Raw genomic sequence first — 15,016 nt, 5'->3', positions numbered from 1 at the left:
GACGCCTGCGAGGTTAGCTGACGGGCTCGGGCCGAAGAGGTTTGCCCTACGCCGGATGCAGCGATGCGCCCCTGGAACTCGGTTCCCCCGCTTCCGCCATAGGTGGCGGAATTCGGCAGTTAAGGGTGGTTTTTAGATCTTGAACCGTACGTTGTCAAGCCCTCCGCGGAAGGGGGAAATGAATCGAAAGATCGTGTTGACAAGGGAATGCCGTTCCCATAAAAGCGTCTGCAGGTACAGGCCATCAGGTTAGGACGATAACGGAAAAGCGGCCATCTATGATTCCTGTTGTTTCAGCCCTGAGACATTCCTCCTGCTTCTATATCTATTGATGCCTGCAGCCGGCACAGGGCCGGGACTGCAGGCTGATTCCTCCAGAGACTTTCCATAAACATACATCTTTTCGGAACATAAAGAGGCTTCACGTGTTGTATATCCGCGACAGGATCGGAAGTGCCATGACCCGCGTTAATTACATTGCCGGGGCGGCCGTTGTGGCGATGATGCTCTTGACCTGCGCCGACATCGTCATGCGGTTTTTCGGGAAGCCCCTTCCCGGCGTGTATGACCTCGTCGGGTTTCTGGGGGCCGTCTCCGTTTCTTTCGCCCTGGCGTACACCTCCGTGCAGCGCGGTCACGTGGCGGTTGAAATCGTGATGGAAAGGCTGCCGCAAAGGATCCAGTTCCGGCTGCAATGTATAGGGAATCTCGGAGGTGCCGTTTTCTTTCTGTTCCTGATGTGGCAATCCTTTCTCTACGCCAGGGAGCTCTTTGATTCGGGAGAGGTCTCGATGACGGTCGCGATGCCCATCCATCCTTTCGTGTTCGGCATGTCCGCCGGTTGCGGTCTCCTCAGCATTGTGTTGATTATGGATGGTCTCCTTTTCCTGAGAAGAGGGTTTGCGAAATGACTCCGATCACAACGGGCATCGTCGCATTCCTCGTTCTCGTCGCCTTGCTTTTCATGCAGATTCCGGTCGGATTCGTCATGGGCATCGTCGGATTCGTCGGGTTTGCCTATCTCGTTTCCTGGGATGCCTCGCTGAGCATCATCGCCCGCGATTTCTTTGCGACATTCAGTTCCTACAATCTGACGGTGATTCCTCTCTTCGTCCTGATGGGCCAGGTGGCCTTTCATTCCGGCATGAGCGCCAGACTCTTCAATGCCGCCCACAAGTTCCTCGGGCATCTTCCCGGAGGCTTGGCCATCGCCACGATCGGGGCCTGTGCCAGCTTTTCGGCAATCTGCGGGTCCACCAGCGCAACCGCTGCCACGATGGCCTCCGTAGCCCTGCCGGAGATGAAGAAGTATAAATACGATCCCGCGTTGGCAACGGGCGTGGTTGCCGCCGGAGGAAGTCTCGGCATCCTGATTCCGCCAAGTACGATCTTCATTATTTACGGAGTAATGACGGAGCAGTCCATCGGCAAGCTCTTTGCCGCCGGGATCTTGCCGGGAATCCTGTTGAGCCTGCTCTTTGTCGTCACCATTCTGATCTGGACGCATATCAATCCCGGTCTTTATGAGAAGGCGTCGCCCTGTAGCTTCAGGGAAAAACTGCAATCCCTGGCGGGCGTCATCGAGACGTTCATCCTCTTCATCATGGTTATGGGCGGCCTCTTTGTTGGGCTGTTCACGCCGACGGAAGCCGCGGCCGTCGGGGCTTTTGGAACCATTCTGATTGCCGTTATAGGGAGGACCCTGTCCTGGAAGGGGTTCATGACGGCCCTGAACGAAACGACCCGGATTTCCTGCATGATTTTCGTGGTGGTTGCCGGAGCGACCGTGTTTGGCCATTTCCTTGCGGTGACCACGATCCCGTCCGAGGTGGGTGCCTGGGTATCGCAGCTTCCGATTCCTCCCTGGGCTGTAATCGGTCTGATCATTCTTACTTATCTGGTCCTGGGCTGCCTGATGGACAGCCTGGCCATGATCATGCTGACCATCCCCGTTTTCTATCCGGTTGTCGTCGCCCTCGGGTATGACCCGATCTGGTTCGGGGTTATCATCGTCCTCGTGACGGAAATGGGCGTCATTACGCCTCCGGTCGGCATCAATGTCTACGTGGTGGCAGGAGTTGCGAGGGACGTGCCGCTTCACATTATTTTCCAGGGTGCCATGAAGATGCTCATGGCCCAGATGGTGACGGCCCTGCTGCTCATTTTCATCCCCCAAATTGCGTTATTCCTGCCTGCCTGGATGAAATGAGTCTTCGACTGATCAGGCCCGGGGGCAAGCCGGCGGCTTGATTTTCCTAGTCGTTTCAGGAGGCGAAAAAGCAGGAGGGGTGCGACATCGGCCGCACCCCTCCTGTATGCCAGCGTTCAATCCCCCGATTATTCCTTATTCTCATTCCGCTTCACAGGTTTGTGGGAATCGGGTGAAGTGCCTGAGGTGGCATTCACGTCCTTCTCATGGCTGCCGTTTGAACTGCCCGTTTTTTTTCGTGCGGCCGGGATTATGCAAACAGCGGCAATTATGAGAGCAATGGCGAGGAAAAGAATCAACTCGGAAGTCAAGCTGCCCATTTTTCATGTCTCCCTTCTCGCAGACTTGTCGTGGAATGGTGGCGTGTCGGTGTCATTGCAGGCAATCCTGCACATGCCCGTTGGAGGCACCTTCTCGCAATCACCCGTCGATTCCGCTTCCAAACGTGCAGAAAGAGGAAACGGAATCGTACGGACCTGTCTCGGGCGTCTGATTTTGCTAAGAAAAGATCGTCATGGGAGGGGCGCGGTCCGATTCGGTGGGCAGATAGACTCGGATCGCACTTCGGGAGTCTATATGAAGAGATGCGTATTTAGAGATAAGAAAGTTGATGCATGACCACGGATCCTGGACCGCCTTGTCAAGGACGCTACATTGAAATCGCAGGCCGGTGTCAATGCAACTGCTGGAGGAAGGGGAGCAATTTGCAATCGTCCTGATGTTGCTGGGGCTGGAACCGGAGTTGAGCAAACTTTCCCCGATGATCACCGTGATGAAAGGGATCACGAGAAAGACAGCCCAGACAGTGCTTCTTTTCGAGTTCGACGCCCTCATACTTTTCTGTTTGCTGGCATCACACGATGGATGGCATGTGATCCTTTCAAGAAATGTTGAACATCGGCAACCTGTTTTTCGGTCTGCGGGTCAGATCCGTTCACCGCAGGCATTGCAGAAAGAAGATCCCGGCAGGTTTTCCGTCCCGCAGGCCCCGCACTTCTTCATTACGGGTTTTTCATCCGCCGGCTTTCCGCAGGTCGGGCAAAACCGGCCCTGGGGCGGAATGTCCCCGCCGCAGGAAGCGCACTTTTTGTATAGCAGGAGCGGATGGCCGCAGAAGGAACAGAACTTGGCCCCCTTCGGGACGGGCTGGCTGCAGCCGGGACAGGAAAGGGCGGTATCGGCCGCGGCTGCACCGGCCGTACCACCGGGACGGAAGGCGTCGGCGAACATGGCGGGCATCATGAAGCCCATCCCCATGCCCAGGGCCGAACCGGCTTCGCTCTGATTCGCAGCGGCACTTTCCAGGGCCATGGCGGCTTTCATCTTGAGCAGCTTGTTCAGGTCGTCAAATACCCCCAGCTTGCTCTTGTCGTCGATGGCCTTCTGGACCTCCGGCGGAGGCGTGATGGAATTGATGTAGAGATCCAGCAGTCTCAGCCCGAACTGAGCCAGGTCCTCCTGGAGAAGCTGCTTGAGCCCCGCCGACAACTCGTCGTACTTCGCCGGCAGATTGAAAATCGTATCGATCTGCTCTCCCATGAAGTCGTTAAACCGTGATGCGATGACGCGGCTCAGGTATTCCTCCAGGTCCTCCGTTCCGTAGGATGCCTTCGTTCCCACCAGGCTGTTGATGAAGAGGACCGGCTGGATGATCCGGATGTTGAAGACGCCGAAGGCCCGCAGACGGATCAGGCCGAGCTCGGAATCGCGGAAGGCCACGGGATCGCGGGTTCCCCATTTCAGGTTCGGGAAGACCTTCATGTTGGCCATGTAGACCTCGGCACGGAGCGGGCTGGTCATCCCCCAGGGCGTGCTCAGGATTTTCGTCAGGATCGGGATGTTCATCGTCTTGAGGGTGTGCCGTCCCGGTCCGAGGGCATCCACAGCCTTGCCGTTGTAGAAGAAGACTGCCGCCTGACTTTCCCGCACGGTCAACTGGGCCCCCCACTTGATCTCCCCCGAACCTTCCTGGGGGATCCGGTGAGCGAGCTCCCGCCCCGAATCGTCGAACCACTCGATGACTTCCAGAAAGACAATGTTGTTCGTGCCCATGGAAACCTCCCGACATCGATTCGCACCAGCCCTGGAATGGCGGTCCGGACGGCGCTGATGATAGGGAGCCCCCCGAAATCTGTCAAGAACAAAAGGGTTTGGCCGTTTGAACTTTCCTCCGGAATGGTATAATAGAGCCGACATGGATGTGCCAGGGAACGATTCCAGCCGGGTCTACCAGGGAAAGGCCCTCATCGCCGACCCGATCTATTCGTACGCGTTTTTTACCGTGCCGACGCCGGAGGCGTCCGGGGAGGCAACGGAAAAAGACCTCATCGATACGCCCTGGCTCCAGAGGCTCCGGCGGATCTATCAGCTCCAGAGCGCCCGCTGGGTCTATCCCTCGGCGGAGCATACCCGGTTTCAGCACTCCCTGGGGACGATGCACAACGCCGGCGAGTTCGCCCGACACCTTTATCCCAGCCTGAAGGATGTCTGCACCGATGCCCCGAGCCTTCCCTATGTGGAAGAACTCCTCCGCCTGGGGGGCCTCCTCCATGATGTCGGCCACGGCCCTTTCGGCCACTTCTTTGACGACCACTACCTGTCACGTTACGGACTGACGCACGAGGACCTCGGAGGGCTGATCATCACGCGCCGGCTCGGCCGGATCATCGCCCGGATCCGGCGAAGCCCCGAGGGGCCTTTCGCGCCGGGTGAGCGGCTCACGCCGGGCGACGTGGCCTTCCTGATCAAGAGACCATCCCGGGTCGACGCCCGGAGGCCCCGCTGGCTCCGCTTCCTCCGCCAGCTTTTTTCGGGAATCTACACCGTGGACAACCTCGATTATGTCCAGCGGGACGCCTACATGACGGGCTTTTCCCTGGACATGGTGGACATGGCCCGGCTCCGGTTTTACACGTTTTTCACGGAGCAAGGCTTGACCCTTCACAAGGCCGGTGTGACCGCTCTGAGCCGCTTCGTCAACGCCCGTCTGAACCTGTATACGAATGTCTATTTCCACCGCACGACCCGGGCCCTGGACCTTCATCTCCAGGAGGTTTTCAGCGACACCCTGGACTTCCTCCTGACGGGCAGCCCTGCGGAAGACCTGGACGGGTATCTGACCTGCGATGAATGGCGGCTTTTCCAGGAAGTCCAGTCGTGGCTCGGATGCGGAGAACAGAAGAAGGAGCGCCTCGCCCGCCAGTGGCAGCGTTTCCATAACCGGCAGCTGAAGTGGAAAATGGCCTATTCGACGGAGATCCCCGTGGATCGTCTCCCGCGGGGCACTCAATTCTCCAGCTCAGCCCACTTTGAGGAGCGGATCCGTTCCTTTCTGCCGAAGCCCCTGCGGGGCCTGTCTTTCCGGGTCGACCTTGCAACCCAGGATCCCCGTCCGCTCAATCCCATGGCGGAGTCGGAGAGGCGCATCCTCATTTTCGACCCGGTGACGGGGCGGACCTCTCCGGAACCTCTCCGGGAGATATATCGGTTCATCCCCGCCCGGGTGGTTCATTTTCGAGTATTTGCCCTGAATCACGTCTATGACCGATCCCTCTCCGAGGCCGCGGAAAAGGCCCTTGAAGTGATCGAGGAAGCCTCCGCTACCAACGTATGATGCCCCGACCTCCTTCCGAAACAACCGATATCACGCTTTTCGTCCGGACTTCCGGCGAGGAGATCGCCCGCTGGAGCCGCCAGCGCATCGTCGATGCCCTGATGCGGGAGACCGACATCGATCGGGAAACGGCGGATGCCGTGAGCCGTGAGGTGGAAAAACAGATCGTTGCGTCGGGGATAGCCGTCCTGACCGCCTCCCTGATCCGTGAACTGGTGGATGCAAAGCTCATCGAACGGGGTCTGGAACAGACAAGGAAGATGCATGCCCGCCTCGGGTTCCCCCTGTACGACGTGCGGCAGCTCATTTCCCACGAGAACAAGGAAAACGCGAATATCCCCCACGGCCCGGAGGGAACCAACCTCCTCTTGGCCGAGGGCGTCAAACGGGAATACGCCCTTCATGAGGTCTTTTCACAGGAGGTCGGAGATGCCCATGCCGCCGGGGACATCCACCTCCATGGCCTCGGCTCCATTGACCGGCCCTACAGCGCCTGCCTTACCCTGGAGCACCTCAAGAAAGCGGGGCTTTGTCTCCCCCATTCTCTGAACGCAGCCAAGCCGGCGAAACATCCGGAAGTCCTCCTGGCCCACATGGTCCGATACAGCACGGTTCTCCAGGGGCATTTCGCCGCCATGGTGGCGTGGGACGGGATCAATCTGTCTTTTGCCCCTTACTTGGCGGGAATGTCGGACCGGGAAATCCGCCAGTTCGCTCAAATGCTCGTATATGAGTTTTCCCAACTCACTGCCGGCCGGGGCGGCCAGGCGATGTTTACGGACATTCATCTCTACTGGGATATCCCTCCGCATTTCAGGGAATTAAGGGTGGTCGGGCCCGGCGGAAAAGAAGGCAAGAGGAGCTATGCCGATTGCCTGCCCGATGCCCGGCGGTTCATATCGGCCCTCCTGGAGGTTTTTCGTCGGGGAGACGCTACGGGGAGACCTTTCATCTTCCCTCGTCCCCTGATTCACCTGACCGAAAGCTTTTTCCTCGATCCCCAGGGGCAATACCTTCTTGAACTGGCCTCTGAAGCGGCCGTAGAGAAGGGGAATCCCTGTTTTGTCTTCGACCGGGGGGGGCGTCCGTCCCTGTTCGGTCCGGGCTTTCCGGATACGGAACCCGGGGCGGGGCTGTCCGGGGCAAGAGCTGCCCGTTCGTTCTTTCTCCACAACGTAACCCTCAATCTGCCCCGCCTGGGCTACCTGGCCGGGGGTGACGACGACCGGCTGTTCGCCCTTCTGACAGACCGGATCCACCTGGCTGCTCAGGCTCATCTTCAGAAAAAACAATACCTGGAGGGTCTGATCGGTCTGGGCGAAGAGGGGCCGCTGGCTTCCCTGGTCATGGCCGTGGATGGGGAACCGTTTCTGGACCTGGCCCAATCGGTATCGCTCGTGGGCATGGTGGGCCTCCATGAACTCTTGATGCTTCACCGGGGTGAGGGACTGGACGGATCCGAAGAAGCCTGGAGGTTTGGTCTGGAGGTGGTTCGCAAGCTGGAAACCGTTACGGCCGGACTGGGACGTCGCCTTGGTATTCCGCTGCTGGCGGGACAGACTCACGCGGAGACCACGTCGTACCGCTTCGCCCGCCTTGATCTGAAGTATCATTCTCCCAGGGCCGGCCACACCGTGCGGGGAAATCTGGCCCGGGGCGAGCTGTATTATACGAACTCCACCCATCTGCCCATATCGGTTCCGCTGGATCCCTTCGCTCGGGCTCGGCTGGAAGGGGCCTTCCATCCCCACCTGCCAGCTTTTCCAATCACCCAGGTCTGGCTGGGCGAGGATAGGCCGTCAGCGAGTTTGGTTGCCCGTTTTCTCGCACGGATTTTTCGGGAGACCGCCTGTGGCTGCATATCCCTGTCGCCTGAATTCACCTCCTGCCTTGACTGCTGTGCTGTAGAGCGCGGGCTGCGGGACGCCTGCCGGCAATGCGGGTCCGTCCGGGTTGAGCAGATCGCCCAGATCACCCAGTATTTCAGTCGGGTATCGGCCTGGAATCGCGGGAAGCGGGCGGAACTCCGGGATCGGCATCGAGGATTTCCTCCCAATTCCTGAGAGATCCGGGCTCTGTCTTTCCGATACCCGCCCGTTCCATTTTTGTGACTCCCGTTCCAATTGGTAAAGAGGCCCGCATCCCGACGGGAAAGAGCCCCGTGCCCTTGACATTGCAGGGTTCGATCCCTACATTATGCACGCTTTGAAAGGGCCGCATTTATTATAATAGTGGAATGATATAAGGTGGTTATGGAAGACAATATCGTTCAGAGATTTCGTGAGAGCGCGCATCTGAAAGATGTCTTCATCAACGACAATCTGGGGAAAATCGTGGCGGCCGTGGTTGCCATCACGGGTGCCCTGAAGGCGGGAAACAAGATTCTGCTTTTTGGAAATGGAGGATCCGCTGGTGATGCCCAGCATCTGGCCGGTGAGTTCATCAACCGATTTCTGATCGAAAGGCCACCCCTGCCGGCGATTGCCTTGACGACCGATACCTCCGTTATTACGAGCATTGCAAACGACTTCGATTATTCGGAGATATTCAGCAAGCAGATTCGGGCTCTGGGACAGGCCGGAGATGTGGCTTGGGGGATCAGTACGAGCGGGACGTCGTCCAATGTCTTCAAAGGGCTGGAAATGGCGAAGAAAATCGGAATGATCACGCTGGCCATGACAGGACGGGACGGCGGCCCGATCGCCCGCATGGCGGATCACTCCCTGCACGTGGCTTCCAGCAGCACTCCCCGCATTCAGGAGGTGCACATCACAGCGGGCCACGTAATCTGCGAAATGGTGGATTATAAACTCTTTCAGAAGCCGGACCTGAAGTAGGCAGGACACATCAGGACACCGGCCGGTGGACGGATGATAAATATGGTGAAGAAACCGAAGCAGGAAAAGGAAGAAATGCATGGCCGGGGAGACGAGCCGACATCCCAAGCCGAGACTGAATTTCGTGAAGCGGATGCAACCGAAGAAACACGGGAAGCCCTGAAGGCGAAACTGCAGGAAAAGGAGAGGGAAGCGGCGGAGAATTACGACAAGTATTTGCGAGCCGTTGCGGAACTGGATAATTTTAGAAAACGCGCCGCACGGGACAAAATGGATGCCATCAAGTACGGTAACGAGCAGATCCTGAAGGACCTGCTCCCTTTGACGGACGCCATGGACCGGGCTCTGCAGCACTCCGAGACATCCTGTGACTTCGATGCGTTCCGGAAGGGGCTTGATCTGCTGCGCTCCCAATTGACGGCCTGCCTGGGCCGGCATGGCGTCGAGGCCATCGATTGCCTGCGCAAACCCTTCGATCCGAACATTCACGAAGCGCTGATGCAGGTAGCCGGAGATGGTCACGAAGAGAACGAAGTCGTGGATGAACTGGAGAAAGGATATCTGCTGAACGGCAGGCTGCTGAGGCCCGCCAAGGTTTCCGTTTGTAAACGAACGCGCGGCGACCAGAACTGTTAAGATGAAACCGTCCAAAACGGCGGCTAAGGAGGAAGGATCATGGGAAAGATTATCGGAATTGACTTGGGGACGACCAATTCGTGTGTAGCCATCATGGAAGGGGGAGACCCCGTCGTCATCGCAAACCAGGAGGGAAACCGCACCACGCCGTCCGTCGTTGCCTTCACGGACAACGGGGAGCGGTTGGTTGGCCAGGTGGCCAGACGACAGGCTATCACCAACCCCGAAAATACGGTTTATGCAATCAAGCGCCTCATCGGACGGAAGTTCACGTCCAAGGAAGTGCAGTACGATAAGAGCATTACGGCCTACAAGATTACGGAGGCCGCAAACGGAGATGGTCAGGTCACCGTCCGGGGACGAAACTACAGCCCTGCCGAGATTTCCTCAATGGTTCTAGGAAAAATGAAGCAGACGGCAGAAGACTACCTGGGCCAAAAAGTGACGGATGCGGTCATCACCGTACCGGCCTATTTCAACGACTCCCAGCGGCAGGCGACGAAGGACGCAGGAAAGATCGCCGGGCTCAACGTCCTGCGTATCATCAACGAGCCTACGGCGGCAGCCCTTGCGTATGGCCTGGAGAAGAAGAAAGACCAGAAGATCGCGGTCTTCGATCTGGGCGGCGGCACCTTCGACATCTCCATCCTGGAGATCGGTGACGGTGTATTCGAGGTGAAGTCCACCAACGGGGACACACACCTTGGCGGAGAGGACTTTGACCAGAAGTTGATCGACTTCCTGGTGACGGAATTCAAGAAAGACCAGGGGATCGACCTGAGAAACGACCGGATGGCCCTTCAGCGCCTCAAGGAGGCGGCGGAAAAGGCCAAGATGGAGCTTTCCACCTCCATGGAGACGGACATAAACCTCCCCTTCATCACGGCCGACGCATCGGGACCCAAGCATATGAATATCAAGCTCACCCGGGCCAAACTGGAGGCCCTCGTGGAGGACCTGATCGAGAAGCTGGAGCCTCCCTGCCGGACCGCCCTGAAGGACGCCTCCCTCACGCCGAAGGACATCGACGAGGTCATCCTCGTGGGAGGCATGACCCGCATGCCCCGGGTCCAGCAGAAGGTCAAGGAGATGTTCGGGAAGGAGCCCCACAAGGGAGTCAACCCGGATGAAGTCGTGGCCGTGGGGGCCGCGATTCAGGGCGGTGTTCTCGCCGGAGACGTGAAGGACGTGCTGCTCCTGGACGTGACGCCCCTGTCTCTCGGCATCGAAACCCTGGGCGGCGTCATGACGAAGCTCATCGAGAAGAATACGACCATTCCCACGAAGAAGAGCCAGATCTTCTCGACGGCGGCGGACAACCAGACGGCCGTGACCATCCATGTCCTCCAGGGAGAGCGTCCCATGGCGGCGGATAACCGGACCCTAGGACATTTCGAGCTGGTGGGCATCCCGGCAGCGCCGCGGGGACTCCCGCAGGTCGAGGTCACCTTCGACATCGATGCCAACGGCATCGTTCACGTTGCGGCAAAGGATCTCGGCACCGGGAAGGAACAGAGCATCCGCATTACGGCCTCCAGCGGCCTCTCGGACGACGAGATCCAGCGCTTCGTCAAGGAAGCGGAGCTCCACGCTGACGAAGACAAGCGGAAGCGCGAGCTCATCGAGGCCCGGAATCACGCCGATGCCCTGGCATACAGTGTGGAGAAGAACGTGAAGGAGTTCGGCGATAAGATCGATGCGGCCGAAAAGACACGGATCGAAGAGGCGATTGCCCGATTGAAGAAGGCGATTGAAGGAGATGACCTCCAGGCGATCCAATCGGCCCAGGAGGAACTGACGACGGCCTCCCACAAGCTGGCCGAGGCTATGTACGCCAAATCAACGGCAGGAGCCGGGCCGGGAGGTCCTCAGGCCGGTGGAGAGGCGGGCGGAGCCCAGCAGTCTTCCGGGAGGAAAGACGACGACGTCGTGGACGCCGATTTCGAGGAAGTCAAGTAAGCAAACCCCCGTTGATTCAAGGCCCGGGACTGATTGGATCGGTTTCCGGGCCTTTTTTTGTCGACGGAGGGAATCATTTCCTGTAGCATACAGGACGCTTTCATCCAATGGTCCAATCATGAAACGTTCCCTTTTGATCATTTTTGCCACGCTTGCCCTGGCTGTTGCCGCCCGGGGAGCCCTTTGCTCGGACCATCCGCCCTTCCCATCCGCCCTCTTCGCGGCGGGAGAAAAACGCGGAGCGGAGACGATCGGGGTCATCCTCCCGCTCACCGGAAAGCACGCCGCCTATGGAAACCATGTCCTGGACGCCATTCTGATGGCCTCGTCCGTTCTGGAGCGGACGAACCACCACCGCCTCACCCTTCTGATCCGCGACTCCGAGAGCCGCCCCGAGACCCTGCCGGGTCTGGTACGAGAACTGGCGGACCGCGAGAAGGTCATCCTGATTCTAGGGCCGCTGGGTGAAGGAACGGAGGCGGCTCGCCTTGCCCGCGAAAAGAAGGTGCCGATCCTGGTCTTTACCCAGCAGGAGGGTATCGGCGGGGACAATGCCTATATCCTCAGGGATTATTTGACGATTCGGGTTCAGATTCAGGCCCTGGCCGACTATGCCGTCTCCCGGAGGGGGCTGCGGCGTTTTGCCATGCTTTATCCCTCTGATGACGGCGGCCGGGAAGCGGCAAGGCTCTTCCGGGAAGAAGTGACCCGGCGGGGCGGGCGAATCCTCCGGGAGAGAACATACGGACGTCGGCAGATCGATTTTGCGGACGAGATCCGGTTTCTGGCCGGGGTCAAGGGGACCTCCGGAAGAGAGATCGTGGAGCCGGAAGGGTCCATTGAAATCTCCATTTCACCGGTCGTTGATTTCGAAGCCCTATTCTTTCCCGACTCCCTGGGGCGGGCCTTTCTGGCCGCCTCCCAACTGGCCGATCTTCAGATCCGGGGCGTTCAGATGATGGGCCTGTCATCCTGGAATCAGTCCGACAGGGTCCGGAAAGAAGGAGGCGTTCTTGAGGGAGCCGTCTTCACAGATACGTTCTGCATGAACGATTCTTCCCGAATGGTTCAGGATTTTATTGAGCGGTATTATGCGGCCACGGGGCGTGAACCGGGGAGTCTGGAAGCGATGGCCTATGACGGAACGATGCTTGCCGTGCGGCTCCTGCTGAAGGAAAAACCAGGCTCCAGAGAAGATCTGCGCAGGTTGATCATTGCGAATCCGGATTTTCGGGGCGTTTCCGGGAAGCTCTCCTTTGCGCCCGATGGAGAAAGCCGGAGGGGCGCCATGGTTTTGAAAATCACGCAGGGACAGATTGTTCCGGTGGGCGAGTAGAGGGTCTCCATGAGGTTTCTGCTGACGAATGACGATGGAATCTATGCCCGGGGTCTTGAAGCCCTGAGGCGTGAATTGTCCAGGGATGCCGAATGCCTCGTCGTGGCACCGGAGGTGGAGCAGAGCGCCGTAGGGCACGCCATCACGCTTTTCCGGCCCCTGATGGTGCGGAAGGCGAGGAAGAACGGCCGGGTCATCGGATATGCCGTGGCGGGCACGCCGGCGGACTGTGTAAAAATCGGCATCAGGGAGCTGGCCGGCGGGGCCGTGGATCTGGTGGTCTCCGGGATCAATCTGGGCGCCAATGTGGGCATCAACGTCATCTATTCGGGTACGGTCTCGGCAGCCACGGAGGGAGCCATCATGGGCGTGCCTTCCGTAGCCGTCTCGCTCGATACGCATCGGGAGGCGGATTTTGCCTTTGCCGCCCGGTTTGCCCGAAGAATCTGCTCCTTTATCGTGTCCCACCCCTTTCCGAAAAACCTGTCTCTCAATGTAAACATCCCGGCCTTGCCGGAGGAAAAAATCAGGGGCGTGGCCGTTGTCAAACAGGGGAAGGCCCGTCTCATCGAAAGCTTCGAAAAACGAGTGGATCCTAGGGATAATGCGTATTACTGGCTGGCGGGAGAGACGCAGCCGGCGCCCACGGAGGAGGCCGATTCGGACATCAGCGCCCTGAAGAAAGGCTGGATCACCGTCACGCCCATTCACAGCGATCTGACCCGCATGGATGTGCTGGCCGATCTGAAAAACCTGGTGGAGCGGGATCTCAACGGGTCAGAAGGACCGGGATCGGGCTCTTGCGGATGACCTGGCTTGTCGTGCTCCCGACGAGAAGTTCCCGAAGCCGGTTATGGCCGTAAGCCCCCATCACCAGGAGTTCCACCGACCCGTCCCGAAGGAAGTGGAGGATCGCCTTGTCTTCCCTTCCGGTCAGTTGAATCATTTCCCAGTCGATCATCCATGTGTCCAGCATCGTTTCGGCCTGTTTGCAGACCCGATCAGAAGCGGCGGGATCGTTCGAGACCGTGATGACGGTCAGTGGCCAGGCGGCTTTCTCGGAGAGTTCGGCGGCCATTTCCAGGGCCTTGCCGGCGGGGGAACTACCGTCATAGGCAAGGGCCATGCTTTCGATTTCCCGGTATGCAGCCGGGGTTACCAGGACCGGTTTCCCCGATTTCCGGACCACCGATTCGGCTGTTGTGCCGAGGATCGCGCCTCCGCCGAGATGAAAATGCTCCCCTCTCTGGGCCAGAAGGATCAAGTCGGCCTGCCGGCCTTCCTCAATGATGATTTCGTCGATCACGCCCAGGCATTTTTTTACCTCCGGTACGAGCCCCGATTTCCGGCAGCGGTCCCGAAACGCCTGCAATATGGCATCGGCCTTTGTCTCCAGAGAGTTTTCCATGACGGGAAGAAACTCCTGGCAGGGCGGAATGCCGATGGATCCTGAGATGTCGCTGAAGACAGGGGCCTGCAGCTGCAGGAGTTCCATGACGTGCAGGCCCGTCAATCGTGCCTCGAGTTTGCCGGCTATGTAAATGCCGTATTCCAGCGCCGTCTGGCTGTGGGCTGATCCGTCCGTGGCGATCAGGATGCGCTCGATCATGGCTTTTCCCTCCGATCCGTCTGCTCGTCCTCCTCGCGGAATGTCTCCAGGCTGCGGAGCATGTTGTCCGCCTGGAGTTCCTTTTCCAGCCATTCTTCATCCGATTCGCCGTTTTCCCCGTCATCGACGACGGTGCGAATCTCCTCGCCCTTCTCGTTGAAGGTACGGAACTTCCCGATCAGTTTCCCGTTCCGGTAACGGGCCTGCTCCCGGATTTGCCCGTTCCGGTGATAGGCCGTGTACGTCCCTTCCCGCTTGTCGTTCTCGAAGGTGCCTTCTTCCTTGAGCTGGCCGGATTTGTAATAGGATCGGTACGGCCCGTGGAGCCTGCCGTCGGAGAAAAACTCCTCCTCCTTCACCTGACCGCTCCGATAATACATCCAGTAAGGACCGTCCAGCCGTCCGGCCCGGTATGTTTCCTTCTCCCGGATATGCCCGTTTTCGTACCAGCAGCTGTAATCGCCTTCGAAATGGTCGTCCCGGAATTCGGCCCGCTCACGGGGCTTGCCGTCGCGGTAGTAAGACTCCGCCTCTCCGTGCCGGCGACCCTCCCGGAAGTTCATTCGCACCATAAGCTGACCGTTCGCATAATAGGAGGTGTATTCACCGTGCAGCTTTTTCCCGAGCAGGCACTTCCGTTCCTTGATCTGGGTTTGTTCCTCATCGTAGTAAACGACGACTTCCCGGGGAGTCTCGGGTTTCTTTGCCATGAGGCGGGTTCCTCCGATTTGTTGCGAAAGACAGTGTCGCGGTATGATTTCCGGCATCCATACGTTGATGCCGTTTCCCTGTCAAGGCGCGACGTTGCTTCCGGCCG

Annotated in this window: 12 protein-coding genes; 9 read left to right on the top strand and 3 right to left on the bottom strand. The window is 58.7% G+C overall.

Translation table 11 applies throughout. From position 1 onward, the window contains the following. Positions 1-458: 458 nt before the first annotated feature. Together HPY65_16255 and HPY65_16250 are read left to right on the top strand one after the other, a co-directional pair. Positions 459-911, top strand: coding sequence for a TRAP transporter small permease (locus HPY65_16255; protein ID NPU86030.1), 453 nt, complete (start codon positions 459-461; stop codon positions 909-911). Next, positions 908-2,209, top strand: a complete 1,302-nt coding sequence (locus HPY65_16250) for a TRAP transporter large permease (GenBank protein NPU86029.1) — start codon at positions 908-910, stop codon at positions 2,207-2,209. Before HPY65_16255 ends, HPY65_16250 begins: the two co-directional genes overlap by 4 nt. Positions 2,210-3,133: 924 nt before the next feature. Here the strand turns inward: HPY65_16250 and HPY65_16245 are convergent. Further along, positions 3,134-4,261 carry an SPFH domain-containing protein gene (locus HPY65_16245; GenBank protein ID NPU86028.1) on the bottom strand — a complete coding sequence of 376 codons (1,128 nt, stop codon included), beginning with the start codon at positions 4,259-4,261 and terminating at the stop codon, positions 3,134-3,136. Between the two features lie 142 nt (positions 4,262-4,403). Between HPY65_16245 and HPY65_16240 the strand changes: the two genes are divergently transcribed. From HPY65_16240 to surE, 7 genes are all read left to right on the top strand, one after another. Continuing rightward, positions 4,404-5,822, top strand: a complete 1,419-nt coding sequence (locus HPY65_16240) for an HD domain-containing protein (GenBank protein NPU86027.1) — start codon at positions 4,404-4,406, stop codon at positions 5,820-5,822. Next, entirely contained in the window at positions 5,819-7,885 is a 2,067-nt protein-coding gene (locus HPY65_16235) for an anaerobic ribonucleoside-triphosphate reductase (GenBank protein ID NPU86026.1), read from the top strand. The genes HPY65_16240 and HPY65_16235 overlap by 4 nt, the downstream gene beginning before the upstream one ends. A gap of 189 nt (positions 7,886-8,074) precedes the next feature. Next, positions 8,075-8,659 carry a D-sedoheptulose 7-phosphate isomerase gene (locus HPY65_16230; protein NPU86025.1) on the top strand — a complete coding sequence of 195 codons (585 nt, stop codon included), beginning with the start codon at positions 8,075-8,077 and terminating at the stop codon, positions 8,657-8,659. 42 nt (positions 8,660-8,701) lie between these two features. Next, positions 8,702-9,295: a nucleotide exchange factor GrpE gene (gene grpE, locus HPY65_16225; GenBank protein ID NPU86024.1), complete on the top strand. Its 594-nt coding sequence runs from the start codon at positions 8,702-8,704 to the stop codon at positions 9,293-9,295. A 39-nt stretch (positions 9,296-9,334) separates the two neighbouring features. Then, on the top strand, positions 9,335-11,254 hold the full coding sequence (gene dnaK / locus HPY65_16220; GenBank protein NPU86023.1) for a molecular chaperone DnaK: 1,920 nt from the start codon (positions 9,335-9,337) through the stop codon (positions 11,252-11,254). 118 nt (positions 11,255-11,372) lie between these two features. Next, positions 11,373-12,590, top strand: a complete 1,218-nt coding sequence (locus HPY65_16215) for a penicillin-binding protein activator (protein ID NPU86022.1) — start codon at positions 11,373-11,375, stop codon at positions 12,588-12,590. A 9-nt stretch (positions 12,591-12,599) separates the two neighbouring features. After that, positions 12,600-13,400, top strand: a complete 801-nt coding sequence (gene surE, locus HPY65_16210; GenBank protein NPU86021.1) for a 5'/3'-nucleotidase SurE — start codon at positions 12,600-12,602, stop codon at positions 13,398-13,400. On the opposite strand, the gene HPY65_16205 is transcribed toward surE, so the two are convergent. Next, positions 13,360-14,199 (bottom strand): universal stress protein, encoded by an 840-nt coding sequence (locus tag HPY65_16205; protein NPU86020.1) that lies wholly within the window; start codon positions 14,197-14,199, stop codon positions 13,360-13,362. The two genes, surE and HPY65_16205, sit on opposite strands and share 41 nt — an antisense overlap. After that, positions 14,196-14,909 (bottom strand): toxin-antitoxin system YwqK family antitoxin, encoded by a 714-nt coding sequence (locus tag HPY65_16200; protein ID NPU86019.1) that lies wholly within the window; start codon positions 14,907-14,909, stop codon positions 14,196-14,198. The genes HPY65_16205 and HPY65_16200 overlap by 4 nt, the downstream gene beginning before the upstream one ends. Positions 14,910-15,016: the final 107 nt, after the last annotated feature.

The sequence above is a fragment of the Syntrophaceae bacterium genome, assembly GCA_013177825.1.
Lineage (GTDB): Bacteria > Desulfobacterota > Syntrophia > Syntrophales > PHBD01 > PHBD01.
This window is presented reverse-complemented; position numbering and strand designations above follow the sequence as displayed.